This is a genomic window from Corynebacterium limaceinasi (genome assembly GCF_046717465.1).
Taxonomy (GTDB): domain Bacteria; phylum Actinomycetota; class Actinomycetes; order Mycobacteriales; family Mycobacteriaceae; genus Corynebacterium.
In genome coordinates this window covers 1,335,995-1,362,040 of record NZ_CP177100.1, presented here as the reverse complement: position 1 = coordinate 1,362,040, position 26,046 = coordinate 1,335,995, and the positions used below count along the sequence as shown (strand labels likewise).

Annotated in this window: 24 protein-coding genes and 1 tRNA gene; 17 read left to right on the top strand and 8 right to left on the bottom strand. The window is 58.2% G+C overall.

Features of this window, described 5'->3' with window-relative positions; all coding sequences use genetic code 11:
* The first annotated feature begins 95 nt into the window (after positions 1-95).
* The 3 genes from ACLI1Q_RS06685 to ACLI1Q_RS06675 are packed head-to-tail and all read left to right on the top strand — an operon-like array spanning position 96 to position 2,679.
* Positions 96-842, top strand: coding sequence for an ECF transporter S component (locus ACLI1Q_RS06685; protein WP_126319066.1), 747 nt, complete (start codon positions 96-98; stop codon positions 840-842).
* On the top strand, positions 842-1,534 hold the full coding sequence (locus ACLI1Q_RS06680) for an energy-coupling factor transporter transmembrane component T family protein (protein ID WP_239268156.1): 693 nt from the start codon (positions 842-844) through the stop codon (positions 1,532-1,534). Before ACLI1Q_RS06685 ends, ACLI1Q_RS06680 begins: the two co-directional genes overlap by 1 nt.
* A complete protein-coding gene (locus ACLI1Q_RS06675) occupies positions 1,525-2,679 on the top strand; it encodes an ATP-binding cassette domain-containing protein (protein WP_411696931.1) in 1,155 nt (384 codons plus the stop codon). The genes ACLI1Q_RS06680 and ACLI1Q_RS06675 overlap by 10 nt, the downstream gene beginning before the upstream one ends.
* 74 nt (positions 2,680-2,753) lie before the next feature.
* Here the strand turns inward: ACLI1Q_RS06675 and ACLI1Q_RS06670 are convergent, their stop codons facing one another.
* Together ACLI1Q_RS06670 and can are read right to left on the bottom strand one after the other, a co-directional pair.
* Positions 2,754-3,329 carry a TetR/AcrR family transcriptional regulator gene (locus ACLI1Q_RS06670; protein WP_239268152.1) on the bottom strand — a complete coding sequence of 192 codons (576 nt, stop codon included), beginning with the start codon at positions 3,327-3,329 and terminating at the stop codon, positions 2,754-2,756.
* A 194-nt stretch (positions 3,330-3,523) separates the two neighbouring features.
* Positions 3,524-6,340, bottom strand: coding sequence for an aconitate hydratase (gene can, locus ACLI1Q_RS06665; RefSeq protein WP_239268150.1), 2,817 nt, complete (start codon positions 6,338-6,340; stop codon positions 3,524-3,526).
* Positions 6,341-6,714: 374 nt separating this feature from the next.
* Between can and ACLI1Q_RS06660 the strand changes: the two genes are divergently transcribed.
* From ACLI1Q_RS06660 to ACLI1Q_RS06650, 3 genes are all read left to right on the top strand, one after another.
* Entirely contained in the window at positions 6,715-7,188 is a 474-nt protein-coding gene (locus ACLI1Q_RS06660; RefSeq protein ID WP_239268148.1) for a DUF6676 family protein, read from the top strand.
* Between the two features lie 1,687 nt (positions 7,189-8,875).
* Entirely contained in the window at positions 8,876-10,258 is a 1,383-nt protein-coding gene (locus ACLI1Q_RS06655; RefSeq protein WP_284771900.1) for an NlpC/P60 family protein, read from the top strand.
* 32 nt (positions 10,259-10,290) lie between these two features.
* The gene (locus ACLI1Q_RS06650) at positions 10,291-11,364 is read left to right on the top strand and encodes a ferrochelatase (protein WP_411696930.1); all 1,074 of its coding nucleotides are present in this window, start codon (positions 10,291-10,293) and stop codon (positions 11,362-11,364) included.
* 18 nt (positions 11,365-11,382) lie between these two features.
* On the opposite strand, the gene ACLI1Q_RS06645 is transcribed toward ACLI1Q_RS06650, so the two are convergent.
* Positions 11,383-12,156, bottom strand: coding sequence for a hypothetical protein (locus tag ACLI1Q_RS06645; RefSeq protein WP_284771898.1), 774 nt, complete (start codon positions 12,154-12,156; stop codon positions 11,383-11,385).
* A 33-nt stretch (positions 12,157-12,189) separates the two neighbouring features.
* On the opposite strand from ACLI1Q_RS06645, the gene ACLI1Q_RS06640 reads away from it, so the two are divergent.
* Positions 12,190-13,029 (top strand): DUF3097 domain-containing protein, encoded by an 840-nt coding sequence (locus tag ACLI1Q_RS06640; protein ID WP_284771897.1) that lies wholly within the window; start codon positions 12,190-12,192, stop codon positions 13,027-13,029.
* 26 nt (positions 13,030-13,055) lie between these two features.
* On the opposite strand, the gene ACLI1Q_RS06635 is transcribed toward ACLI1Q_RS06640, so the two are convergent.
* The 3 genes from ACLI1Q_RS06635 to ACLI1Q_RS06625 all read right to left on the bottom strand — a co-directional run bounded on the left by ACLI1Q_RS06635 (position 13,056) and on the right by ACLI1Q_RS06625 (position 14,586).
* Positions 13,056-13,628 carry a hypothetical protein gene (locus ACLI1Q_RS06635; protein WP_005282991.1) on the bottom strand — a complete coding sequence of 191 codons (573 nt, stop codon included), beginning with the start codon at positions 13,626-13,628 and terminating at the stop codon, positions 13,056-13,058.
* Between the two features lie 29 nt (positions 13,629-13,657).
* On the bottom strand, positions 13,658-14,398 hold the full coding sequence (locus ACLI1Q_RS06630; protein WP_411696929.1) for a TVP38/TMEM64 family protein: 741 nt from the start codon (positions 14,396-14,398) through the stop codon (positions 13,658-13,660).
* A 102-nt stretch (positions 14,399-14,500) separates the two neighbouring features.
* A tRNA-Leu gene (locus tag ACLI1Q_RS06625) sits at positions 14,501-14,586 on the bottom strand.
* A 238-nt stretch (positions 14,587-14,824) separates the two neighbouring features.
* Between ACLI1Q_RS06625 and ACLI1Q_RS06620 the strand changes: the two genes are divergently transcribed.
* Positions 14,825-15,364 carry a YbhB/YbcL family Raf kinase inhibitor-like protein gene (locus ACLI1Q_RS06620; protein ID WP_023022376.1) on the top strand — a complete coding sequence of 180 codons (540 nt, stop codon included), beginning with the start codon at positions 14,825-14,827 and terminating at the stop codon, positions 15,362-15,364.
* Positions 15,364-15,756 (top strand): hypothetical protein, encoded by a 393-nt coding sequence (locus ACLI1Q_RS06615; protein ID WP_284849621.1) that lies wholly within the window; start codon positions 15,364-15,366, stop codon positions 15,754-15,756. The genes ACLI1Q_RS06620 and ACLI1Q_RS06615 overlap by 1 nt, the downstream gene beginning before the upstream one ends.
* 65 nt (positions 15,757-15,821) lie before the next feature.
* Here ACLI1Q_RS06615 and ACLI1Q_RS06610 read toward each other — a convergent pair whose 3' ends face one another.
* A complete protein-coding gene (locus ACLI1Q_RS06610; RefSeq protein WP_284849620.1) occupies positions 15,822-16,937 on the bottom strand; it encodes a quinone-dependent dihydroorotate dehydrogenase in 1,116 nt (371 codons plus the stop codon).
* Between the two features lie 3 nt (positions 16,938-16,940).
* Positions 16,941-17,993 (bottom strand): hypothetical protein, encoded by a 1,053-nt coding sequence (locus tag ACLI1Q_RS06605; RefSeq protein WP_284849619.1) that lies wholly within the window; start codon positions 17,991-17,993, stop codon positions 16,941-16,943.
* A gap of 66 nt (positions 17,994-18,059) precedes the next feature.
* Here ACLI1Q_RS06605 and ACLI1Q_RS06600 point away from each other — a divergent pair, with 66 nt between their 5' ends.
* The 8 genes from ACLI1Q_RS06600 to ACLI1Q_RS06565 all read left to right on the top strand — a co-directional run bounded on the left by ACLI1Q_RS06600 (position 18,060) and on the right by ACLI1Q_RS06565 (position 25,940).
* Complete coding sequence (locus ACLI1Q_RS06600; protein WP_284849618.1) at positions 18,060-18,914, top strand: undecaprenyl-diphosphate phosphatase; 855 nt, start codon at positions 18,060-18,062, stop codon at positions 18,912-18,914.
* Positions 18,915-18,947: 33 nt separating this feature from the next.
* Positions 18,948-20,186 carry a cysteine--1-D-myo-inosityl 2-amino-2-deoxy-alpha-D-glucopyranoside ligase gene (gene mshC / locus ACLI1Q_RS06595; protein WP_284849617.1) on the top strand — a complete coding sequence of 413 codons (1,239 nt, stop codon included), beginning with the start codon at positions 18,948-18,950 and terminating at the stop codon, positions 20,184-20,186.
* Between the two features lie 24 nt (positions 20,187-20,210).
* A complete protein-coding gene (locus ACLI1Q_RS06590) occupies positions 20,211-20,594 on the top strand; it encodes a hypothetical protein (protein ID WP_005279186.1) in 384 nt (127 codons plus the stop codon).
* A gap of 124 nt (positions 20,595-20,718) precedes the next feature.
* A complete protein-coding gene (locus tag ACLI1Q_RS06585) occupies positions 20,719-21,441 on the top strand; it encodes an HAD family hydrolase (RefSeq protein ID WP_284849616.1) in 723 nt (240 codons plus the stop codon).
* Between the two features lie 43 nt (positions 21,442-21,484).
* Positions 21,485-21,748 (top strand): phosphoribosyl-ATP diphosphatase, encoded by a 264-nt coding sequence (locus tag ACLI1Q_RS06580; protein WP_284849615.1) that lies wholly within the window; start codon positions 21,485-21,487, stop codon positions 21,746-21,748.
* A 42-nt stretch (positions 21,749-21,790) separates the two neighbouring features.
* Entirely contained in the window at positions 21,791-22,636 is an 846-nt protein-coding gene (gene hisG / locus ACLI1Q_RS06575; protein ID WP_284849614.1) for an ATP phosphoribosyltransferase, read from the top strand.
* Positions 22,637-22,747: 111 nt separating this feature from the next.
* Complete coding sequence (gene aspA, locus ACLI1Q_RS06570; protein ID WP_284849613.1) at positions 22,748-24,307, top strand: aspartate ammonia-lyase; 1,560 nt, start codon at positions 22,748-22,750, stop codon at positions 24,305-24,307.
* 325 nt (positions 24,308-24,632) lie between these two features.
* Positions 24,633-25,940, top strand: coding sequence for an anaerobic C4-dicarboxylate transporter (locus ACLI1Q_RS06565; RefSeq protein WP_284849612.1), 1,308 nt, complete (start codon positions 24,633-24,635; stop codon positions 25,938-25,940).
* The last annotated feature ends 106 nt before the right edge of the window (positions 25,941-26,046 follow it).

The following is a 26,046-nucleotide window of genomic DNA, read 5'->3' as shown; positions in this document are numbered from 1 at the left end:
GCCACATTTTTCCTACGCTGAGGTGACATAGGCTGGGACTACAAGAGCAGTGTGCCCCAATCTCTTTTTCACATTGATGGATTAGGAATACCTCTATGCCTCAGCTTTCTCTTACCCCTGCCCGCCGGGGGATGGTCATCGCGGGCGCCGCGCTCGTCGTCGCCACGTGGATCTACTTGGTGCTTTTCCGCCCAACTGATTGGGAGTCCGTAGCGGGCTCCGCCGAAGCCTTGATCACCCTGGCCGGCTACCTCATCGGTGCGGCCTTGTTGCTCGCCGGCACCGTGCCGTCCCTGCCGGCTCGTACCATCGCCATTATTCCCATCGCGTTGGTTCTCAACATCGTGGTGGGCCAAATCATCGGTTCGAGCGGTATTCCACTGTATATCGACTCCGTGGGAACCATCCTGGTGGCGGCACTGGCAGGCCCCATTGCCGGGCTTGCTACCGGTACACTGTCTTCAGTGGTCTGGGGATTGCTCAACCCGATGGCACTCCCATTCGCCGCCGTTTCCGCGGCTACCGGCTTCCTTTCCGGCTGGGCCATCCAAAAGGGCGCTTTTAGCAAGATCTGGAAGGTCATCGTCAGCGGTGCCATCATCGGCATCATCTGCGGCATGCTCGCCGCACCCGTGGCCGCGTTCGTCTACGGCGGTACGGCTGGTGTCGGTACCGGCGCGCTCACGTCCCTCTTCCGCGAACTCGGCAACTCCTTGATTGCGTCCGTCACGATGCAATCACTTATCTCCGACCCACTGGATAAGGCAGTCGTCTTCCTCATCGTGTGGGCTGCCGTGAAATCCTTGCCTAAGCGCACCCGGGAATCCTTGCAGCCTCGCTAATGTATCGCCTTCACCCGTCGACGGTCCTCACCATTGCTGCGTGCGGTTGGCTACTTATCCTCGCTCTCAATAGCCCACTAGTCTCTGCAGTGGTAGCTGGCGCAATGCTTGCCTATGGCGTGTGGGCCACGAGATCCCTTGCGATCGTCTTGGCCTCTGCAGCGCTCTGTGTTCCGGTGGCCTTATCGATGTTGGTGATCCACGCCCCCTATGGCGATAACCAGCTGATTCCGCTTATTACAAGCGATGGCCTGCTCATCGCCGCCACACTAGCCCTGCGCTTTTTCGCGCTCATGGTGTGCTTCATCGTGGCGATGTCCGTGCTGCGGATATCCGATATTGCGAAATGGCTACAAGTCTCGCGCGCTGGGCACAAAATTGCCTATATCGTTGGTGCTTCACTGCAGTCTTTACCGCAAGGTGCGCAAGCCTGGCGGACCGTCCGCGATGCCAATCAGCTGGCAGGAATCAAGGTGACGTGGCGGAATACCATTTCCCGGGTGGTCATCCCAGTAATTTCGCGCCTCCTGATCCAAGGCACCGAGCGCGGCCACGCCCTTGCCGCCGTGGGCTTTGATGAAGAGGGAACTAGGACCCTTTTGCGGCCGGTACCGGATTCAGCAGTGTCCCGCGTGCTACGCTACATCGTTCCCATTGGAACCATAGGAGTCATGGTCTTTGTATGGATATAGACGATATTCAGCCGAGTAAGGGACGCATCATCCAAGTACTTGTTCCTTCGGATGCCATCGCCGAAAACGTGGCGCAAGAGCTGGGCGAAAAATTCTCATCATCCGCCATCATTGGTACTGACTCCTCCGCGCAGATCAGCTACCTGCGCGATACCTGCATCGAAGAAGTGGTCCTAGGATTAGAAAACCAGGGTGAGGACCCAGCCCGCATGCAGATACGCGGAGAGGAAATGCTCGCGGCGGTGGGCCTAAGCGATTACGCGGAGAAAAACCCCACCCAGCTTTCTGGCGGTCAGACGCGGAGGCTCGCTGCTGCGTGCGTTGCGATCCGCGAGCCCGAGGTGCTCATTATGTGCGAGCCGAGCGCGGGGCTTGACCCCACATCGTTGGCGATGATGGTGCAGCTATTGCATTCGCTGCGAAATACCTGCGTTCTTGCCGTGTCATCCATGCACTGGCCCGAATTGGGCGGGGAGGTCGTAGGAGAGATCCCACAACCTGCCCCAGTAAGCTTAGACGCGATTTCTTCTTATGGGGCCCGGGGATCTCTCGGTCCGCTTACTGCGCGCCGCGGACAAGAAAAGAAGCGGTGGTGGCAATCGGCGAAGCCTTCCGGCAATACCTTTAGCGTCGGACCGGTAACCATCCCCATTCGCGGCGGGGGCGTGACCTGGTTGCGCGGGGCAAACGGTACTGGAAAAACGTCGCTCCTGCGCGCCGCAGCCGGCCTCGACGGGGCACAGCGCCCAGCTGAGCCCCGGGGATTGGTCCTCCAATCTCCTTATGACCAGGTAATATATTCCACTTTGGGGGATTTTGTTCCCGATACCGCGTTACGGCAGCTGCTGGAACTTGATGCCGATGAGCACCCATTGGATCTGTCCGCTTCCCGGCTCAGGCTGGCTCAAACGGCACATGTGGTGGGGATGGGCCACGCAATCCTACTCATGGATGAGCCGGATAGCTTGCTGTCACTAACGGATCGAGCGCTGATGCATCAACTGATTCATAAGGCGCTGGACTCAGGAACGGCAATCGTCCTTACGTGCCATGATCCAGGGTTCGTTGCAGAGATCGCGCAGTATGTCAGCGTCCAGGAAGTAGAACTTTCCAATACCGGCGGCTTGGCAGAAGGTACCAACTAACCGAGTCTGCGTTCAGCTGGCGCCTTCGCCTCCGGCTCCGGCTAAAGATAAGAGAGACGAAGGCTGGTGCGTGGTTAGCGCTGTGGAGACCTAGAACTCCGAATGGATTGCTCCACCAGATCGAGGACACGCTCCAGGCCATCCGTATCCCCTAAGGCGAGCCTATTAATAAACCCATCCATGAAGGTTTCCAAATAGCTCACCAGGGTATCTATATCGACATCGTCTCGCAGGCGGCCTTGTTCCGCGTTGGAAGCGAGGCGGGCGCGGATAGCCTCGTCACGAATGGACTGGTGTTCTTTCCACCGAGCAGCAAACGATGGGTCCGTGCGCAAGAGGGAAGTGATCTCCAGACGCGTGGCAAGCCAATCGTGGCGTTCTGGGTGACGCAACATCTCCCGCATAACCTCGACGAGGCCGTTATTGGCCACCACTTCTGCCTGGCGTGCGGCATCTTCGCGGGCTAAAGAGAGGAATAAGGACTCCTTGTCCCCAAAGTGGTGGAATATGGCGCCGCGTGATTTCCCGGTGGCTTGTTCTAAGAGGCGGACAGTCGCGCCCTCATAGCCATGTTCGGCAAAGCACCGGCGAGCCCCGACGAGAATTTCGTGCCTGCGCCGATTTAACTCAGATTCACTCACGATTGGCATGGTGAGGTCGTCTCCTTTTAGGAATGATTAATGCTTCAAGTTAAGTATGTTCTGAAACGAACATAGAACGACAATGAAAAAACGCGGGGCCGCAGAGCCCTCTACGGGAGAGAGCGGTGCGACCCCGCGTCATCAAGCTCAGCGACGAGCACTAAGCCCAAAAAGCTTAGTACTTTTCCGTCGCATTAAGTGGCTTAGTTCTTCACCATCTGGCGCAGCACGTACTGCAGGATACCGCCGTGGCGGAAGTACTCTGCCTCACCCGGGGTGTCGATACGTACGTTAGCGTCGAACTCGACAGCGTCGTCGGAGTCCTGCTTGGTAGCGGTGACGTGAACGGTCTTCGGGATGGAGCCGTCGTTGAATCCGGTGATGCCTTCGATGTCGAAGGTCTCCGTGCCATCCAGGCCCAGGGACTCGTGGGACTCGCCCTCAGGGAACTGCAGCGGGATAACGCCCATACCGATGAGGTTCGAGCGGTGGATGCGCTCGAAGGACTCGGTGATGACTGCCTTAACACCCAGGAGGTTGGTGCCCTTTGCAGCCCAGTCACGGGAAGAACCGGTGCCGTATTCCTTACCAGCGATAACGACCAGTGGAATGCCGGCTTCCTTGTAGTTCTCGCATGCATCGTAGATGTATGCCTGCGGTGCGCCCTCTTGGGTGAAGTCGCGGGTGTAACCACCGGTCTCATCCACCAGCTGGTTAGCCAGGCGAATGTTGGCGAAGGTACCGCGCATCATGACCTCGTGGTTACCGCGGCGGGAACCCAAGGAGTTGTAATCAGAGCGGGACACGCCGTTCTCATCCAGGTACTGCGCGGCCGGGGTGCCCGGCTTGATGGCAGAAGCAGGGGAGATGTGGTCGGTGGTGACGGAATCGCCCAGCTTCGCAAGAACGCGAGCGCCCTTGATGTCCTCAACCAGGTCTGGTTCGGTCGGCATGCCCTCGAAGTACGGAGCCTTGCGGATGTAGGTGGAGTCCTCATCCCACTCGAAGGTCTCGCCCTCTGGAACATCCAGGTTGCGCCATGCATCGTCGCCCTTGAAGACGTCGGCGTAGTCGGCCTCGTACATCTCGCGGGAGATGGCGGACTGGATGGTGTCCTCGATCTCCTGCGGGGTAGGCCAGATGTCCTTCAGGAAGACATCGTTGCCGTCTTCGTCCTGACCCAGCGGCTGGTTGTCGAAGTCGAAGTCCATGGTGCCGGCAATAGCGTAGGCGATAACCATGATTGGGGATGCCAAGTAGTTCATCTTGACGTCCGGGGAGATACGACCCTCGAAGTTGCGGTTACCGGACAGAACTGCGGTAGCTGCCAAGTCGTTCTCGTTGATGGCTGCAGAAACTTCCTCTGGCAGCGGGCCGGAGTTACCAATGCAGGTGGTGCAGCCGAAGCCGGACAGGTAGAAGCCCATAGCCTCGAGGTCCTTCCAGAGGTCTGCACGCTGGAAGTAGCCATCGACAACCTGGGAACCAGGCGCACAAATGGTCTTGACCCATGGCTTGGAGCGCAGGCCCTTTTCGGCGGCCTTACGTGCAATCAGACCAGCACCCACCATCACGGATGGGTTAGAGGTGTTGGTGCACGAGGTGATGGAGGCAATGGCCACCATGCCGTGGTCAAGGGTGTACTCGCCGCCGTTGTCAGGTTCAACGGTGATCGGGTTGGAGTGACGTCCCTTAGCGCCAACCGCGGCGGATTCGCCGTGGCCCTCGCGAGACTTGTTCAAGCCACCGGTGACATCATCGTCGCCAGGCGCGCCGCCCTCACCGGACATGCGCTTAGCCTCAACGGAGGAGTCGTCGACGCATACTTCGTCGGTGGTGTAGTTGGACAGGTCCTTACGGAACTGCTCCTTGGCCTCCGAAAGAAGGATGCGGTCCTGCGGGCGCTTCGGGCCGGCGATGGACGGCTCAACGGTGGACAGGTCGAGTTCGATGTACTCGGAGTACTCCGGCTCCGGAGTGTCCTCTGCTAGCCACATGCCCTGGGCCTTGGCGTACTGCTCGACGCGGTCGATCTGCTCTTGCGGGCGACCGGTGAGCTCGAGGTACTTGGTGGTCTCTTCGTCGATGGGGAAGATGGCCGCGGTGGAACCGAACTCTGGCGACATGTTGCCGATGGTGGCGCGGTTAGCCAGCGGGACGGACTTGACGCCGTTGCCGTAGAACTCTACAAACTTCTGGACAACGCCGTGCTCACGCAGCATCTCCGTAATGGTCAAGACGACGTCGGTTGCGGTAACGCCGGTCGGGATTTCGCCGGTGAGCTTGAAGCCGACGACCTTCGGGATGAGCATCGATACCGGCTGGCCAAGCATGGCAGCCTCTGCCTCGATGCCGCCAACACCCCAGCCCAGGATGCCCAGGCCGTTTTCCATGGTGGTGTGGGAGTCGGTACCGATACAGGTATCCGGGTATGCCAAGCCCTCGTTGTCAAAGACAACGCGGGACAGGTACTCAATGTTGACCTGGTGGACAATACCGGTTCCCGGAGGAACAACGCGGAAGTTGGAGAAGTTCTCAGCACCCCAACGCAGGAACTGGTAGCGCTCTTCGTTGCGCTGGTACTCGATTTCAACGTTCTTCTCAAGAGCGTCGGTGGAGCCAAAGGCCTCAACGATGACGGAGTGGTCAATAACCATCTCGGCCGGGTTTAGCGGGTTAACCTGGTCTGGCGTACCGCCAAGAGCGGAAACGGCCTCACGCATGGTTGCGAGGTCGACGACACAGGGAACACCGGTGAAGTCCTGCATGAGGACGCGGGCTGGGGTGAACTGGATTTCAGTATCCGGTTCGGACTTTGGGTCCCAATTGGCGAGGGCCTTGATGTGGTCCTCGTTTACATTCTTGCCGTCCTCATTGCGCAGCAGGTTTTCTGCCAGCACCTTGAGGGAGTACGGCAACTTCTCCATGCCAGGAACCGTGTTGATGTCAAAGTAGTCGTAAGACTTACCGTTGACATCAAGGGTCTTCTTGGCGTCGAAGGAGTTCAAGCTTTCAGTCACAGGGAGCTCCATTCCTTGTTGATAAACAGTCTGTTCTGTTTTGTACTCGCCGCCTACTGGAGTTGCGGGATAAGCAAAAGGTGCGCGACCACATAGTGGTCGAGACGAAGCCATGGGGCCCGCAGTGCCAAAGACGGCAAAGAACGCGATGGTTCACCTATTTATTGTAGAGGCAAAAACCTTCCGTTGCGTCAATTGTAACGGGACAAGCGTTCTGTTTAAAGCTTTTAGTCGCACTCGGCGCGTTTACTGTGTAGGCGGCGGCGGTAACCATTATCTTTAATGAAGAACGACTGAGGAATATGCGCAGTGCATAACCCCCGATCTCGGGTGCACGAGTCTCCGTGATAGGGAAATAGAGGGAAGAGGATTGAATGGTTCCGGGTGATGTGGACGTCCCGCGGCTGGCTCAGCAGCTCAAGCAGGATGGCGTGGCTTATTCCGCACCCTCCCTGGAATCGGATACTCAGCTGAACGCACACGTCGCAGAGCAACTGCGTGAGGGTGACGGGGTTGCCGTGGTCGATGTCTTTGTCTCCAAGGCCGCCGACGCGCGCGACATTGCACAAGAGCTCTATGATGCTACCGATCTGCACACTGTCATCGTGCAGACCCCGCGCCATGTCTCCTCGGTTAGCGAGAACTATAGCCGTGCGGATATTGAATCTTCCCAGGCGCAATTAAAACCGGGACTTAACCAAGTCGATCTTGTGCAGCAGTACTATGCAGGGCTTGAGCAAAGTAGCTTTCCAATGGTCGCCGTCGTCGCAGTCGTCGCCATACTCGCCCTACTTTTCGGCGGTTTAAGTTATTGGCGCGCCTCCCTTCACCGCGAACTTCGGGGATAAGTAGCTGCCATTCAGGAGGGCGCGGGTCCGGGGAGAGTGGACGTATCAAGGCGTCCAAACGTATCCAACTTCTAGCTATGTTTGTTCGAAAAAGTAGAAGAAAAATTCCATTTTTTCAGCGCTCGGCGCGCCCCAGAACCATCCGCCGAATCGAGCTAAATTTTGCGGCCGCATGAGCGTCGTGGCGTACCACACCGAAGGGACTCGCGGTGCCCGCCCTGAGATTTATAGAAAATGATGTTCAGGAATTGGCGTGATTCATCGGCCTCCTTACGGGCACCCCTCGGGTGACTCCGGGTCGCTGCGGATGAAGAAAACTGTGGTTGCCTAAAAGGTCAGGGGAGCGGGGGAGGGGTCAAAGTAAAGGTTTAGTGGTTGACTTGAGTTGGGGGAGTGGTTCTAGAGCTGCGAAATGGCTCCGAATTGGTTACAGCTCGGGGCGCAAGACCCTCGAAATACGAAAACCAAAGTGATGAACATCACAATAACGGGATGGTAACAAAATTATTGCAGGTTAGGTACGACTGTTGCGTCATGTGGTTTAACTTGACTCCACGTAATTAAGTGGAATGTGTGCGAAAAGGGCGTGTCGTGACGTATGGTTCGAGTGTCGACTCAAGGGACATGAATATCTTCTTGAGTTCATGGGCTTAGCCTTGACGGTCAATTGAAGATTCGCACGGGTATGTGGGGAAGCACGCCTCGCGGGAATCGAGGAATTGGCGGTTCTTGGAAGTCAATGAACCACGGAGCGAACTCTCGAACGGGAGAGTAGAAAATCTTTCACTTGAGCGATGACAATGTTCGAAAAATAAACATCAACCCACCTTCCTTAAAAGTGGTGAGACGAGTTCGCTAGAGTTCCGTTGTGTGGGTATGCGGGTGTTGTTCTTTGTCGAGCCCTTCGATATTGGATTCCCGGAGAAGCGGAATCCAGGCACGAGGTTCGCGAGGAGCGCAGTCGGGTACGTGCAGAATGAGAGAATGAGGGAACCGGAATCACACTAGGGCCAGCATCGTGTGGCCTGTTCATGGTTTGTGGCCGCTTGCCCTCGCACGGAAGAGTACGCGAATAAAGCTGTACATCCACTGCGCCGCGGCGAGTTGCGCCAAGGATCATAGGGCAGTTCTCACTGTGCCAAGCGCAGCGTGCGAAGGGGCTTGGACTCTTCCAGCAACCCAAATTCACCGCACGCCACAACTGGAGCTCTATGAAGATGCGCCAATCCTAGATTGGAACTGCAATGGGTGAGTAGTAGATGCTCCCTGCAGTGCTAAAGCGCTCACGCTCACAGTAAACCGCGTAGGACACGTGGAGAAAGTGCACCATACATGTCGCTGGTATGGGGAAATAGTAGCGATTGTTGGGCATTGAGTCGTGAGGCTACTGAGCTCAAGCATCAGTGCATAGAGCTTTAATAGACGTGCGCAATCCCTAGGTGAAGTCTCTACTTTTCGGGCTCATGTGCCGCTTACCTCCTGGAGCTAAGGGCTGGCAGGGCGATAACGCATACCCATAAGCCTTTGGGTGTGCGGCTATCGGATTCGGAATATCGCAACGAAGACTCTGAGCTTGCTGCTGTGCGAAAATGCGCAAGCTTCAGTGTCTCGGGCATTCCTATGCCCAAGTGCGGTTCATGGTGTCCCAATCTTTAACAGGAAGGTGGTCCAAACAAGGAGAATTCCAGTGGCCACCATTCGTCTACCGCGCATCCGACATGTTCGCGCAACTATAGCTGCAGTCGCAGGTGCCGCAGCGCTATCGCCCCTGATGTCCATCGCTCCCGCGGGAGCAGATGAGCACCCCGATCCCGCCCAAGCCGGCGCGGTTGAAAAAATTCCAAGCGCCGGTGCAGATGACTCCATTGCCCGCGCTGTATCAAACGTTGATGCTCAGCAGCGGGACGTAGAACAGCTGCGGCGGCTCCTCGCCCAGGCGGAGGAGCAAGCGGCGGCCGCGACGGAGCGCATCGCCCAGCTTTCGGACGATCCTGAGCTTGCGGACGATGCGGCAGAGCTTGACCAAGCTTATGCCGATAAGCGCGCAGCCGAATCGGCAATGGTAGAGCACCGCCGTAACTTGGCCCAGCGGGAAGCTCAAATGAATGCCACCCGTAACTTCGCCGAGGCGTCTTTTGCTCACCAGCAGCAGGCGGTGGAGGTATCCCAACAAGGCGACCTTTCAAAGGTGCAAAATCAAGATAATAACCTTGATTTTAAGGTAGATGGGGATGTGTTTGCCGATGCTCCCGTCAAGTCAAAAGACTTGAATAAAGACAAGGCTCAAAACTTTACCGACGAAATCGTTTCCGACGAGACTCCGCTACCTGAGGCGACTAATAACGACGTCGGTTCGGACGAGCAGGCGGATCCGGCGACCCCGAAGGCGGAGTTCGGCACTGCGCTTAACCAGGGGGCAACCCCGTCCTTTAACACGGTGGACTATGGCACCGGATCCTCGGCATCGGACGTTATGGACGTCGCCGGGGAGCTCGCCGCATCCGTCGACCAAGACGATGTGCGAGCACTGATGGAGGGATCTGCAGACTTGTTGGGGATTGGCAGCCCGAATACGGCGCCATCGGCAAGCACTGATCCTTCCGCCACCGGTCAAGGGTCCGGAACGCCATCCAACCCTGCTTCGGGCAATAGCAGCCAGATTGAGGCAGTGATCGCTCGCGCAGAATCCGTCATCGGCACCCCATACGTGTGGGGCGGTGGCGACAACAATGGCCCAACTGGTGGCCTCCGGGACGGCGGCATCGCCGATAGCTTTGGCGACTACGGCCGGAGCGGGTTTGATTGCTCTGGATTGACTAAGTACGCGTTCGCCGCAGCGGGCCTGGACCTTCCGCACTACACCGGCGCGCAGTACCAGATGGGCAATAAGGTTTCGCGCGACAATTTGCAGCGCGGCGATCTCATCTTCTACGGCGCCGGCGGCAGCCAGCACGTTGCGATCTACTTGGGCAATGACCAAATGATTGAGGCCCCGCAGTCTGGGCAGAACGTACAGGTCTCCCCTGTGCGCTGGGCTGGTGCGACCCCGGATGTTGTGCGCCTTCTCTAATTCTTAGCCTTGTGGTTGCTACTATTTAGGGCATGATTGACGCACAGCATCCTGCCCAAAAATTCGACGCCCTCCTCGTTCTTTCTTTCGGTGGCCCGGAAGGAAACGAGGAGGTCGTTCCGTTTTTAGAGAACGTTACGCGGGGCCGCGGAATTCCGCGCGAGCGCTTAGAAGTAGTGGGCAAGCACTATTACCACTTTGATGGGGTAAGCCCGATCAACGGGTTGAATCGGGAAATTATCCATAACGTCGAAAGCGAGCTGAAAAAACGCGGACATAATCTACCGGTTTATTTTGGCAATCGAAACTGGCACCCCTTTGGTACGGCTACCGCAGAGAAAATGGCGGAAGAGGGGATCCGCTCGGTGGCCGTCTTCGCCACCTCCGCTTGGGGCGGCTACTCGGCGTGCAGGCAATACGATGAAGACATTGCTGCGATGCGGCAACACCTTGCAGATAAGGGTCTACCAGAAATCGAGTTCACCAAGATTCGACAATTTTATGATCACCCCAAGTTCATCGCGGAGATGGTCGATGCCGTCGCCGAGGCCTGGCGGCGTATCCCCGCAGAGAAAATGGACAGCGCGCGTATGCTGTTTACAGCCCACTCCGTGCCGAATGCACACGATAATGTCGGTGGCGCCGATGGGGACAAGAACCTCTACTCCCGGCAAGTAGCCGAAGCCTCCCGATTGGTTGCCGAGCGCACCGGAATCTCGGATTATGACCTGGTCTGGCAATCGCGCTCCGGCAACCCGAAGACGCCGTGGCTGGAACCAGACATCGTGGACCACACCACCGCAATCCATGACCACGACGGCGTAGACGCCGTGGTGGTGTGCCCCATCGGTTTTATCTCCGATCACATGGAGGTCATCTGGGACTTGGATTCTGAGCTGCAAGCCGCTGCCGATGAGATGGGCGTACAGGTCGAACGCGCCCGTACCGCTGGCCCCTCCCAGCGGTTTGCGGGCATGGTCGTGGATCTGGTGGAAGAACTCGAACAGGGGAAACCGTGGGAGACCAGCGGGAATGTCACCGTTCAGGGGTGTACCACCAACGGCGCGCCTTGCGCTGCGGGCTGCTGCGATATCCGCGCTCACTAAGGGGCCGGCGAGCCTGCTCTAGCGGGCGAATTCCGCTGCCGAATAAGCCACTCCCGTCATCCGCGCCTGCCGGATATGGCGCCACAGCCGGAGAAGCTCCGGATCGAGGCTGTGATCGTTGATCCTATCCGTGACGGTTTCGATGATCGCGGCAACGCGGTCCGCGCGCGCAAAGAGCTTTGCAGCCCGTGGCGGGGTGGCCGGTGGCAGGCCGGGCGTGTCATAGAAATCGCTCAAGGTGCCCACCGTGAGCCGGGGATTAGAAAGGGCGGTGGACTGGTAGCCGGTGGCCGTAATGAGATCGGCGGATTCATCCGTTGCCTTAGTCAACAATGCGTCCGCCTCGCCGGGGCTTAGCCAGGCAGGCGAGGGCAGCGGCTGATCCTCGCAGATCACCTGCCATGCCGTGTGGGCTCGACGGGGATGGGGGATGAGAACGAGCGAGACTTCCGGATTATTGGTGCGCACCACAATGGAGCCCGCTGAACTTTGCGCGGCCGCACGGGCAGACTCTGAGCCCGCAGGAAGCGCCGGCGCTTCACCCGGCCCGGATAAAATGAGCCGGAGGAGAGGCTCCCCGCCCGCGCCTGGCTGAGAGGTGAGCTCTTGCGTTTCGGCGCGCAGCAGGGCGAGCAAATCGATGAAGGGGGATTCATCGAAGCATTCGGGGCGCCCGCCCAGTTCCGTCAATGCATCGAGCAGCTCATCTGTTGTCTCATGTCCCCACAACCACGCAGCGAGCCAGATGGCGGAGTTTTGGAGAGGGGACCACACTTCGGCGCGCATATCCATGGCGAGCAAGTGTAGTAGATAGACTATCGGGCCATGAGTTTAGATCCTTATGGCGGAGATATTTTTGCTGGGCACCGGCGCAGCAAGCCCACCCAGTATCCAGAAGTGCCGGCAGAGCCGGGCATGGTGGTAGAAGTGCGTGGTGATGATTTCGTGGGCGCCGTTTTAGGCGTGGACAAGACCGTCTTTGGCGAGGTCGTGCGGCTAGAGGACCGCCACGGTATCGAGCGAGTATTTAACCTCATTAAGGGCGGATTCTTAGTAGAAGGCCAGCCGGTGACGCTCACTCGGTATGTGCCCAAGCAAGCACCCCGCAAATCGAATTCGGGCTCTAGGCGGGTAGAAAACGTGGAGGCCAAGGTAGCAGCGCCATCGCGCATTTGGGTCGAGGGCGTCCACGATGCCGCCATTGTGGAAAAGGTGTGGGGTCATGACTTGCGTGTAGAAGGCGTGGTCGTGGAATACCTAGAAGGCTTGGACAACCTCGAAGAAAGGCTGGCCGAGTTTCAGCCTGGCCCCGGTCGCCGGGTCGGCGTGCTCGCGGACCACCTAGTCAAGGGGTCGAAAGAAACGCGAATGACTGAGTCAGTGGGAGAGCACGTTCTAGTCACCGGCCATCCCTTTGTGGATATTTGGGCGGCAGTAAAACCGCAACGGGTAGGCCTGCAAGCATGGCCGGAGGTACCGCGCGGTGAAGACTGGAAGACCGGAATCTGCCGCCGCGTGGGGTGGTCCGATCCCTCCGATGGGTGGCGCCACGTTTATAACGCGGTCCATTCTTTCTGGGATTTGGACTCGAGCCTTATCGGGGCGGTCGAGCGGCTGGTGGATTTTGTGACCACGCCGGAGCTGCGCAAATCAGACCTTGTCTAAGCCGCCGCGGGCCGAGCTTTCTGGCCCTAGGCTAGATTGGCCCGTTCAATGAGGTTGACCGCCAGTTGCCACCCGGCCATCTCGGCGCTCCAGCCCGCAGCCTGCAGCCTTTGGGACATCGCCTGTTTGGAAATGCCCAATTCTTCCGCGGCCTCATTTTGATTGAGCCCCGCCCGTACGAGCGAGGTCGCCTCGCGGCCCTCGATAGTGCGCTTATTCAGCACGTATCCAATGAGCGCGAAGGCGGCGGCGATATCGCTTGCCTCCGCGGAACGGCCGCGCTTATTGAGCTTGGTGTAGACCTGCCCCATGCGCGCGGAATTTTTCAGCGCCGCGGTGGCCACGTGGCGCGCGCTGTCCTCGTCTGCCTGGTTGCCGGGGCTGATGCCGATGCCGATGGCCCAGTCGCCATCGGCAAGCAATGCCATGACGACCTCACACACCGCGGTGGCGGAATCGACAACGGCGCAAATATCCTCCACGCCAAGGACGTGAAACTCGCCGACGCCCTCGAGGGTGGATAGCGCGGCGGCCGAGCGCTGCACGAGCTCAGCGCGGCGCACGGAACGTCCACGGTAGCGGGCATGGACAGCGAGCACGAGGATCCTCCTTTATCGCGAGCAGTTCGTTACAGTCTACCGCTTAACCTTGACTGGACGGGAGTCGGCAGGCGCGAATCGAGTACAAGCCCGCCGATGCCGGCGAGGGCAAAGACCATAAAGGCAGCGATGATCCCAGGGCTGGCTGTACCGGTAAGCGCATCGCCGAAAAAGACGCCGATGACCGTGGTAGGAATTGAACCTACCAACGTAGCGACCGTAAAGTGCGAAACGCTGATGGGGGTAAGCGCGGCGACGTAGTTGAGGAGGCTAAAGGGTACCCCCGCCACCATGCGCAGGGAAGCGATGGCCAGCCAACCGCGCCGCTCCAGGTGGGCATTGATGGTATAAACCGCGGGGTGGGCAAGGTGTGGCCTGAACCATTCTCCGAGCAGGCTGCGCACAATCAGCAGCGATAATACGGCCGATATTGTGAGCGCGAATAGCGAGATGGCAAGACCCTGCCAGGGGCCGAAAAGGATGCCAGCCGCAACCGTCCAGATGGTCCGGGGCAGGGGAAATTGCGTAAATATGACATAACCTAGCGTGAAAGCGACCGGAAACCACGCACCAAGGTGTGCCGCGGCCGTCCGCATCTGGGAGAGATCGGGAATGTCGAGCCAGATAAAAAGCGCAACTCCAGCAAACGCGAGCGCGATGATGAGCGCCCAGCGTCGCGGTGACCACGCGCGGATTGAGCCCCACGCAGAGTGGGCGAGTTGAACGCAGAAGCTACCAAAGCTGCGTATCCAATCCCGGAAAGTGGTCATGCGTTCGTATCGTAGTCGGCGGGGCAGGGCTGATAGAAAAGAACTGTACTTATAGAAAAATCTCGAGGCACCGTAGGAACGATGTCTCGAGACTTCACAGAGTGCCCGGAGGGGGACTTGAACCCCCACGTCCGTTAATAGGACACTAGCACCTCAAGCTAGCGCGTCTGCCATTCCGCCACCCGGGCAGGGTGTTTGCAACCTCTCGGTTGGGCACCTCGAAACTTTATCGTGTTCGTCCATTGGAATACAAATCGCCAGGTATACGCTCATAAATCGGACGATTGCATGGTGGAGAAATACACTCTTGTAACTTGGGCGGCCGCAGCGCCTAGGTAGGAGCACGGTAAGAAGGCGTCCGCAGAGTGGTGGGGTGAGTGGGAGGGGCATCGACAAGCGCGTGTGATCTGCGGTACAAAGGTGTATATGACTTCTTATGCAGATGACACTCGATTCCCCGGACCTGACCCCTACGCCCCGCTGCGCGATCTCCCCAGCTTCGGGCTGTCTTCTACCGACTTGGTAGAAGGCGATGAGATCCCAGAAAAGCACCGCGCGCCGGAAAGCGTATCCCCGCAGCTGGCATGGTCTGGGCTGCCGGAGGGAACCAAGTCTTTGGCGGTAACCTGCTTTGACCCGGATGCACCGACCGCCTCCGGTTTCTGGCACTGGGCCGCCTTTAATATCCCCACCGATGTCTCTGAGCTGCCCACCAACGCCGGCGCGGCAGAGGACCTTGGCATCGACGGTGTTATCAGCCTACGCAATGACTCCGGCAACCGCACCCACTTTGGTGCTAACCCGCCGGCCGGCCACGCGCCGCACCGCTACCTCTACGCAGTCCACGCGGTAGACGTAGAAACCCTCGATATCGATCCGGATTCTTCCCCCACCGTCCTTGGGTTCAACTTGCACTTCCATGCACTAGGCCGGGCAATCCTGTGGGGTTGGTACGAGGCCAAGTAATGGCGAGTTCTGCTCCTAAAAATCCAGTGACCCCACCCGCAGCGCTGCGGGTGGGCGGCGCGTTTTTGGTCGTCGCTTTCGTGCTGGTCCTCTTCGCCCTGGTCTCCGTCTTTAGCGATGGATGGGGCGCACCTTTTGTCTGGACATACAGTAACCTCGCGATCATTATCGCGGCGGTGATGGTGGGTGCCTTCAGCACGATGAGTAAAGAGCATGCCGGAAGCCGCGCGCAGATCATCGCCCTAGCGGTGGCGGTGGCCTTGATTATCGCTAGCCGCTTTCTGCCGCAGCACGATCTCCTGATTCAGCAGCAGTATTGGCTGCTCTTTTATGCTGGTATGTCCGCCATCTGCGCGTTGATCTTGCGGCGCAGCGTCATGGCGACCTCCTAAGCGGGCCTATAAATAAGCAATGCCACGTGTAGAACCACGTGGCATTTTGTTTATCTAATGAGCTGCTAGTTTATTTCCTTCCATGGCAGGTTAGAGCCTACGGCCTCAGAGATATTGCTTAGGCCATGGGCGCGAATCTGCTTGGCGATGCCCCTGTGAATGTCCCTAATCCAGTCCGGCCCGCCGTAAATGAGCCCGGTATAGCCCTGGAGGAGGCTGGCACCGGCGGCAATCCGCTCCCACGCTTGCTCCGGGGTGGTAATGCCGCCGACGGAAATGAGGACAAGCTGCGAGCCCACGCGTGCGTTCAGGCGGCGGAGTACCTCTAAGGAGCGCTCGGCCACGGGTGGGCCGGAAATTCCACCGGCGCCAAGGGCTTCTACCTCCGCGCGGGGAGTGTTAAGCCCCTCCCGGGAGATGGTGGTATTGGTTGCGACGATGCCGGCGAGGCCTAATTCTACGGCGAGATCGGCGACGGCGTCGACATCGGCATCCGAAAGGTCCGGCGCGATTTTGACCATGACGGGGACATCGGTGGATTCTTGCACGGCGCGCAGGATGGGGCGAAGCGATTCGACCGCCTGTAGGTCCCGCAACCCAGGGGTATTGGGGGAAGAGACATTGACCACTAGGTAGTCCGCCAGGCCGCCTAAGACGGAAGCGGAACGGCGGTAATCATCCACGGCGCGTTCGGCCGGGGTGACCTTGGTTTTGCCGATATTAATCCCGATGACGTCGTTGTACCGGCGCTTGCGCAGGTTCTCTGCCACGGCGGCCGCGCCCTCATTATTAAAACCCATCCGGTTTAAGATGGCGGCATCTTCTTTGAGGCGGAAGAGGCGGGGAGTCGGGTTGCCCGGCTGAGCCTGCGCCGTGACGGTGCCCAGTTCGGCATAGCCGAAACCAAGCGGAGACCAGGCATCGGCAGCCGCGGCATTTTTATCAAAACCGGCCGCAAGGCCGAGCGGGCGCGGGAACGTGATCCCGCACACGTCTTGTTTCAAGACCGGATCGTTGACCGGCAGGACGCGGCCGAGCGCGCGATTGGCGGGCCCTGCCAAGTGCAGGCCGTGCAGCCCAGAATTGATAATGCCGTGGATGCGCTCGGGGCTGAGGCGAAACATTCCGCGCAGCGCCAGCTGATAGGCGCCTTTGCGCAGCGAATCTAAGGTCGAAACCATGGATTAAGACTCCTTTGCCTTTGTCAGGTGTGGATCCGCCACGAACTGCAGCCCCTGGCCGGATGCGGAGGCAACCACGATGGTGCCATTGGAAAGGGCGGTCATATTTTGGGCATCGGCAAGCGTGGCAAAGTCGCCGCGGGATTCGGGAACGCCCTTGTCAATGGAATAGGCGTGCGCGATGTTGTTATCGGTGGTGGTAACCCACGCGAGCTCGCGCGAATCATCCCAGGCCACCGCCCAGGGGGTGCCATCGACCACGCCGTATTGGTGCAGGCGGACGACGTCATCGGAGGTGTAGACCGCAATCCGGCCGCCCTCGGTATCGGAGGCGAGCACGACGCCGTTATTACCCACCGCAATTTGGCCGACACCCTGGCCGGCGCGCAACCGGCCGCCGGCGCGGTCATTGGGCCAATCGATATTTTGGATGGTGGAATCCGAACGCTGAATGCGCACAATCCCGTCATCGCCGTCCGCATTGGGAACGGCGAGCATCTGGTCCGAGCCGGCCTCGACGGAGATTTCGCCGTCCCGCGTGCCATCCTTGTACCGGCCGACCACAGCGGAGTCGTCAGCGGTGACAAAGACCTCGCCGGTCGAAATCTGGGTAGCGGCGGTGACCTGGAAGTCCTCCTCCATCTTGATTTCTTCCGGTGATTCCGGCACAGAAGGATCGATGAGCAGGACCTCGTCCGGGCAGGCCAGGACGAATCCAGACTCAGAAGAGCTTAAATCGCCGCAGGTGGAATCGATATCGATGCTCTTGGCCTTCTTGGTGGCAAAGTCATCCTGGCCACCAATGCGCACTTGGTTCGCGGTGCGAACGGCAACCGTATCTTTCACCGCGGCCAGATCCGTGATGTCTTCATCGAAGTCGATGACCGTGCCGGCTGGATCGGTGTCGCTCGGAGAAGCGGCCGGGGTGGCATTGCCCTTCACTGCGGTTTCGGGATCACCGCCTACGCCCACGGTGGAATCGCAGGCGGCCAGCGCAGCAGTGGAGAGTGCTAGCAAGCTGGATAGTACGAGTGTGGAGCGGGATCGTGATTTCACGGATACTTATCCTAACAGCGCGCGTTGCGATTTCCCGAAGCCGTGCGCGGCGGTAGTGTATGGCGGGTGATTTCTGATACCGCGACCGAAGCAGTTTCTTGGGCACAAGTTATCGTCTTATCCATTGTGCAGGGGCTTACGGAGTTTCTCCCGGTAAGCTCCTCGGGGCACCTGCGGATTGTTTCCGAGCTCTTTTGGGGCAACGATGCCGGTGCTTCCTTTACGGCTGTCATCCAGCTCGGCACCGAGCTTGCCGTGCTGGTCTATTTCGCCCCAATGATTTGGCAAATTCTCTCCGGATGGCTCCGCGGGTGGACCAATCCCGCCTCGCGCGGGCAGGACTGGCGCATGGGCTGGATGGTCATCGCCGGTTCCATTCCCATCGGCGTTATTGGGTTGGTTTTTGAAGATGCCATCCGCGGGGCGCTGCGCAACCTGTGGATCACCGCTGCGATGCTGATCCTCTTCTCCTTCGTCTTCATCGCCGCAGAGCGCGTGGGTTCCAAAAAGCGCGGTTTTGAGGAGCTGACGATGAAAGATGCCATCATCATGGGCCTGTGCCAATGCTTGGCGCTGATCCCTGGCGTTTCGCGTTCGGGCGGCACCATTTCCGGTGGTCTTTTCTTGGGCCTCGACCGAGAGGTGGCCACGCGCTTTAGCTTCCTCTTGGCCATTCCGGCGGTGCTGGCGTCCGGGCTTTTTTCGCTTCCCGATGCCTTCGCGCCCGAGGCCGGCCAAGCCGCGTCCGGCATGCAGTTGCTCGTCGGCACCGGAATTGCCTTCGCCTTGGGCTACGCCTCGATTGCGTGGTTGTTGAACTTCGTGGGCAACCACTCCTTTGCATGGTTCGCGGCCTACCGCATCCCAGTGGGCATCCTCGTGATGATTCTGCTGGCCTTGGGAGTCCTACAGCCCATTTAAATCACCCCATAAGTTCGCGTTAGGATAGGTGCCATGCATTCTTGGCCAACACCTTCTTATAGTCGCGTCCCAGGTGATGCGGCGCAGCTCTATCTCTACGACTCCGCGAATCAAACCAAGGCCCCCGTGCAGGTAAATGGGGATACCGCCACCATGTACGTGTGCGGCATTACCCCGTATGATTCGACCCACTTGGGCCACGCAGCCACCTACCTCACCTTCGACCTGATTTACCGGCAGTTCCTGGACGCTGGCAAGAAGGTCCATTACGCGCAAAATATCACCGACGTCGATGACCCACTCTTTGAGCGCGCGGAGCGCGACGGCGTTGATTGGCGCGAACTCGGAACCTCCCAGATCGACCTTTTCCGCTCCGATATGGAGCTTTTATCGGTCATCCCGCCGCAGCACTTCATCGGCGCCATGGAAGCAGTCGATGAGATCGTGGACATGGTGCAAAAACTATTGGATAACGGCGCCGCTTACGTGGTCGATGACCCTGAGTACCCCGATGTGTATGCCTCCATCGATGCCACCGAGGAATTTGGCTACGAATCCAATTACTCGATGGAACAGATGCAGGAATTTTTTGCCGAGCGCGGCGGCGACCCCGACCGCCCGGGCAAGAAGCACCCCATGGATGCCCTGATTTGGCGCGCCCACCGCGAAGGCGAACCGGCGTGGGAGTCTCCCTTCGGTCCAGGCCGCCCCGGCTGGCACATCGAGTGCTCTGCCATCGCCACCAACTACTTGGGCAGCACCTTTGATATCCAAGGCGGCGGCAGCGATCTGAAGTTCCCGCACCACGAATTTTCCGCCGCGCATGCAGAGGCCGCCTTGGGCGTAGACCGCATGGCGCAGTTCTACGTCCACACCGGAATGATCGGCCTCGACGGCGTGAAAATGTCCAAGTCCCTGGGCAACCTGGTCTTCGTACACAAGCTCGTGGAACAGGGCGAAGATCCCTCCGCCATCCGCCTTGGCGTATTCTCCGGTCATTACCGCGCTGAGCGGGACTGGTCCGATGAGGTGCTCGACCAAGCCAAGACCCGCCTGGCCACGTGGCGCTCTGCCCTGGAAAGCCCTGGGTCCCTGTCGGCTGCAGAAGGTGCGGTAGCGGGGCTTCGCCAAGCGCTTGCCGATGACCTCGATACCCCCGCCGCGCTGCGCGCCATCGACGATTGGGCAGGCAGTAACCGGGGTGAAGACGAGGAAGGTGCTGCGGAGTTAGTGCGTACAGCACTTAATTCGCTGCTCGGCGTGCAGGCCTAGCCAACTTAGGGCAATATCGACAGCATGAGCATTCGCGCAGATTTCCAACCCACCGTTGATGAGTTCATTGCTGATCTGAAGTCCTTTGCCACCGGCGATTACCTCAAGGATGAGGAAAAAGAGTTCTGGGAGGCGCCGTTTAACGCCGCGGTTCTCCCAGAGCTCAAGGGCCACCTCGAGCAGATGCTGGACGGGCTAGACGGGCTGCCGGATGATCCTGATGGCGGCCAGCTCGCCGCGGTGCTGAATAAGACAGTTAAAAAACTCGCGACCTTCAATCGCAAGCAACACGATGCCGTGGTGGAGCCGGAGGAAAAGGAAGAAATCGCCGAGTTGATGTACAACGCCTCCGCGGCTACCGGCGCCGATGATGAGGCGCTGTCACAGATCCCGGAGTTGGACTTCTAAGCCTCTTTACGGCGCCAGCCCACTGTGGGTAGATTCCTAAGGTGAAGTTGATCGATCACCGCGCAGCGCGAATTTCTCCCTCGCTGAGCTTTAGTTCTATGCCGGAAAAGCCGGTGGAGTGTGTATGACCACAGTGAGTAATTTCCAGCTTTTGTCCCGTCCAGCGGCGATTTTCTGGGACATGGACGGCACCTTAACCAACTCGGAGCCCCTGTGGGGCGAGGCAACGTACTATCTTTCAGAAGTGCTGGGAAAACGCCTTACCCCCAGCCAACGTCTGGAGACGGTGGGGGCTACTTTTACGACGACGTTGCGCATTTGCGCCGACAACGCTGGGGTTGTCTTGGGCCAAGGCGATGTCGAGGCCTACCGGCACAAGATGTTTGATTATATGAAGACTCTTTTTGCCGGCCGCCTCGAAATTTTTCCCGGCATCCCTGAGCTTTTAACCTCGCTGCATCAGGATGGGATGCCGATGATGGTTACGACGAATACGGACCGCGACGTTGCGGACGCCGCCATTGCGGTCATCGGCAGCGAGTATTTTGTAGACACTATTTGCGGCGATGAAGTTCCCACCGGCAAGCCTGCCCCAGACATGTACTTGGAAGCGGCTCGGCGCCTGCAGCTTGATCCAGCTCAGTGCCTTGTATTTGAGGATTCCCCAGCTGGTATGCGCGCTGCCGTGGCTGCGGGATGCACCGTTATCGGTTTGCCCGAGGATGAAGGCGTGGAAGTACCGGAAGGTGTAGTGGAGATTTCCCGGTTGCGCGATTCTCGCCACCTCGCAGGCGCACGCCATGTAGATGTCTACGAGTGGTTCCGAGCTATCCAGGAAATGAAATAAAACCCTTCGCATTGACTGCTTACCTGTGGAACAATGGGTAGCTGTGAAGGATTTTGAGACACTTTTTGCTGAGCTACTAAACAAAGCAGACCGGAAGCCAGAGGGCTCTGGGACCGTCCAGGCGCTGGAAGAAGGCGCCCATCATATTGGCAAAAAGATCATCGAAGAGGCGGGCGAAGTATGGATCGCCGCCGAATACCAGTCCGATGAGGAACTGGCGGAAGAAATGTCGCAGCTTATCTATTGGATGCAGGTCATGATGATCAAGCGCGGCCTGCGCCCTGAAGATATTTATAAATACCTATAACTTGTTGCCACCTTTGGTGGAGCAAAATTCCTGGAGGACAGCATGATCAAAATTGCAGTACCAAATAAAGGTTCCTTATCAGAAGCGGCTTTAGAAATACTTGGTGAGGCCGGTTATAAGGGCCGTGGCCACTCCAAAACCTTGAACGTGGTGGATCTGGATAACGGGGTGGAGTTCTTCTTCCTCCGCCCGAAGGACATCGCGATCTATGTTGCCCGCGGCGTGCTCGACCTAGGGATTACAGGGCGCGATTTAGCGCTCGATTCCAACGCGCAATTTAAAGAGGTCCTCTCACTTGGCTTCGGTGACTCAACATTTCGCTACGCCGCACCCCAAGGAAAGGGGTGGGATATCTCTCACCTGGAAGGCAAGCGTGTGGCAACGTCGTACCCGAATTTGGTCCGCCAGGACTTGGCGGAGAAGGGGATTTCCGCCGATGTGATCCGCCTAGACGGGGCGGTGGAAATATCCATCCACTTAGGCGTAGCCGATGTCATTGCTGATGTCGTGTCAACTGGTACTACGTTGCGACAGCAGGGCTTGGCACCCTTTGGCGAGCCCATCGTAACCTCGGAGGCCGTGGTTATTAAGCGCCACGATGCAGAGGTGACGCCGGAAGAGCAGGTTGTCTTGGGTCGCATTCAAGGAATTTTGCACGCACGCACCTACCTCATGATCGACTACAACATCGCGGAAGAAAATCTGGACAAAGCGGCTGGTGTTACTCCAGGCCTGACTGGACCAACGGTCTCACCGTTGGCGCGGCAAGACTGGGTGGCGGTGCGTGCGATGGTTCCGCAAAAAGAAGCCAACCAGATTATGGATCGACTTTCCCAACTCGGTGCGGAGGCCATTTTGGCTTCCGATCTCCGCATTGCCCGCTTTTAGGGGGAGTATTAAATTCTTGGTCGTCCCAACTGGGGCGAAACGTGGCTACCATTGGCGCTTGAGAACATTTACTCGGACATCATTCTCGACAGGCAAAGGAGCCGCGCCATCATGGCAAAGTCGTCTAAGAAAGAAGAAAAAGACACTAAGTCTGCTGCAAAGGAAGGGCAGGAAAAGCAGGAGGATAAGACCACTCATTCTGCACAGAAAAAGGTAGCTGAGCAGAAGCAGCCAAAGACGTCGAGCAAGAGCACTCGTACGGAGACCGACCTGATCGGTGACTTGGAAATTCCTGCTGATGCCTACTTTGGTGTCCACACCGTCCGCGCGATGGATAACTTCCAGATTTCCTACGTGACCATTAACACCATTCCGCACTTCATCCGCGGCATGGTGCAGGTCAAGAAGGCCGCTGCGATGGCCAACCGTCGCCTGCACGTGCTTCCAAAGAAGAAGGCAGAGGCCATCATCTGGGCTTGTGACCAGATTTTGGACGAGGGCCGCTGCATGGACCAGTTCCCGCTCGATGTATTCCAAGGCGGCGCCGGCACCTCGTTGAACATGAACACCAATGAGGTCGTTGCCAACCTCGCCCTTGAGCACTTGGGGGAGGAGAAGGGCTCCTACGACATCATCAACCCCAACGACGATGTCAACATGTCCCAGTCCACTAACGATGCTTACCCAACTGGCTTCCGTTTGGGCCTTTACGCTGCCATCGATGACCTCGTCGTGCGTATCGACAGCCTACGTTCCGCATTCCAGAACAAAGGCAATGAGTTCCAAGACATCCTGAAGATGGGCCGCACCCAGCTTCAGGATGCCGTCCCCATGACCTTGGGCGATGAATTCAAGGGCTTTGCCAATAACCTTAATGAGGAGCAGGCCGTTCTGCGCGATGCACAGAGCCGCTTGCTGCAGATCAACCTCGGCGCCACCGCCATCGGCACCGGCGTTAACACCCCAGCCGGCTACCGTCACCAGGTAACCGCCGCTTTGTCTGAAGTCACCGGCTTGGAGATGAAGACTGCAAGCGACCTAATCGAGGCCACCTCTGACTGCGGTGCCTACGTATTCTTGCACTCCGCCATCAAGCGCACCGCCATGAAGCTGTCCAAGATCTGTAACGACTTGCGCCTGCTGTCCTCTGGCCCACGCGCCGGCCTTGGCGAGATCAACCTGCCGGCCCGCCAGGCAGGTTCCTCCATCATGCCGGGTAAGGTCAACCCGGTTATCCCAGAGGTTGTCAACCAGACTTGCTTCAAGGTCTTCGGCAATGACCACGTCGTGACCATGGCCGCAGAGGCTGGCCAGCTGCAGCTCAACGTGATGGAGCCGGTCATCGGTGAGGCGCTGTTCCAGTCCATCCGCATCATGGGCAACGCGGTCGATGCGCTGCGCGAAAAGTGCGTCACCGGCATTACCGCTAACGCCGATGTATGCCGTCGGTACGTGGAGAACTCCATCGGTATCGTCACCTACCTGAACCCATTCATTGGCCACCACAACGGTGACGAGATTGCCAAGGAATCCCTCAAGACCGGCAAGGGCGTCAAGGAACTCGTCTTGGAGAAGGGCCTTCTGGATGAGGCAACGCTGAACAAGGTGCTGTCGGTAGAAAACCTCATGCACCCAGAATTCCGCGGCCAGCTTTTCTTGGACGAAAACTAAGTAAAGCTCGCGAGTCATAACGCAATATTCCGCACACACCGTGCTCACTCTTCCCGTGGAAAGCGGGAGGGGAGTCCTTCACGGTGTGTGCGGTCTCTTTCATCTATGCCCGAATTGGTGTTTCCCGTTTCCATAGCGCAGTGGCATGGAAATATACCGAACGGTTTATAACGCGAGATAGAACACATGTGGGAACCGACACAAACGGGCATATTGTGTCAATAAAACAACACATTCAGGGCAAAATAGAAGTGTAAGGGTGGTCCACGACCGGCAGGCTAAGGCGGGTCCACCACGTGTAGTTGAGAACGTGTGGAGTGTATCCATGGTTATTGTTCATATTGTCATCGTTCTCGCGGCCATTATCTTGGGTGCGAGAATTGGGTCCATAGGCATCGGCATGGCCGGTGGCCTGGGCGTTCTCCTTTTGGGTGTTGCGGGAGTTCCCGTAACTAGGGAAGACATTCCGTTCGACGTCATCGCCATCATCATGACGGTGATCGCGGCCATCGCCGCCATGCAAAAAGCTGGTGGCATGGACTATTTGGTTCACGTGGCCGAGAAATTCCTGCGCAAAAACCCTAAGAAAATTACGTACTACGCACCCATCGTGACCTGGCTGATGACGGTCTTGGCCGGTACCGGACACACCTCCTTTTCCACGCTGCCGGTGATCGTTGAGGTGGCCAAGGAGGGCAAGGTCCGCCCGTCGCGCCCGCTATCTATCGCGGTCGTCGCCGCGCAGCTGGGTATCTGTGCCTCGCCAATTTCGGCCGCGGTTGTCATCCTGGCTGGCCTGCTTGAGCCCATGGGCGTGGGGTACCTCCAGGTCCTCGGCGTGCTCATTCCAGCTACCTTCCTGTCCATCTTCCCCGCAGCGTGGCTGGCCAATAGGTTTGGCAAGGAACTGGAAGATGATCCAATCTACCAAGAGCGCAAGGCGCAGGGCCTGGTCAAAGAGCCGATTGGTGCTAGCAAATATGAGCCAAAGGAAGGCGCTAAGTCTTCCGTCGTTATCTTCCTTATCGCCATCGTTATCGTCATGGCGTGGGCGACCATTTCTTCAGAGCAGGTTGGCCTTATTACGGATCCCACGTTGCCGCGCAATGAGGCGATTATGACCGTGATGCTTTCGGCCGCGACGATCATCGTTCTGAAGACCAAGGTTCCGGCCGCTGACGTCCTGAATACCCCGGTATTTAAATCGGGTATGTCCGCCTGCATCTGTGTGCTGGGTGTCGCGTGGTTGGGAACCACCCTCATTAACCACTACTTGGACGATATTCAAGCCTTGGCTGGCGACGTCATTGAAGCTTCGCCATGGTTGCTGGCAGTGGTGCTCTTCTTCGCCGCAGCCCTGCTGTACTCGCAGGCCGCCACCACCAAGGCACTCATGCCCGCCGCCTTGGCGCTGGGAGTAAGCCCGGTTACCGCCGTGGCCGCATTCCCTGCAGTATCTGCCCTGTTTATCCTGCCTACGTACCCAACGTTGCTGGCGGCGGTGGAAATGGATGATACGGGCACGACCAAGATCGGCAAGGCAGTATTCAACCACCCATTCCTTATCCCTGGCGTGGTCAGCATTGTCGGTTCTGTGCTCCTGGGCTACGCACTCGGCGCGGTAATCATCTAGCGAGCCCTTCAATTCGCATTCCCAGTGGCGTCTTCTCCGCGGAGAGGGCGCCACTTTTATGTGACCGCCTCACCAGAAAAATGTTGTGTCTCACACTTGATACCCC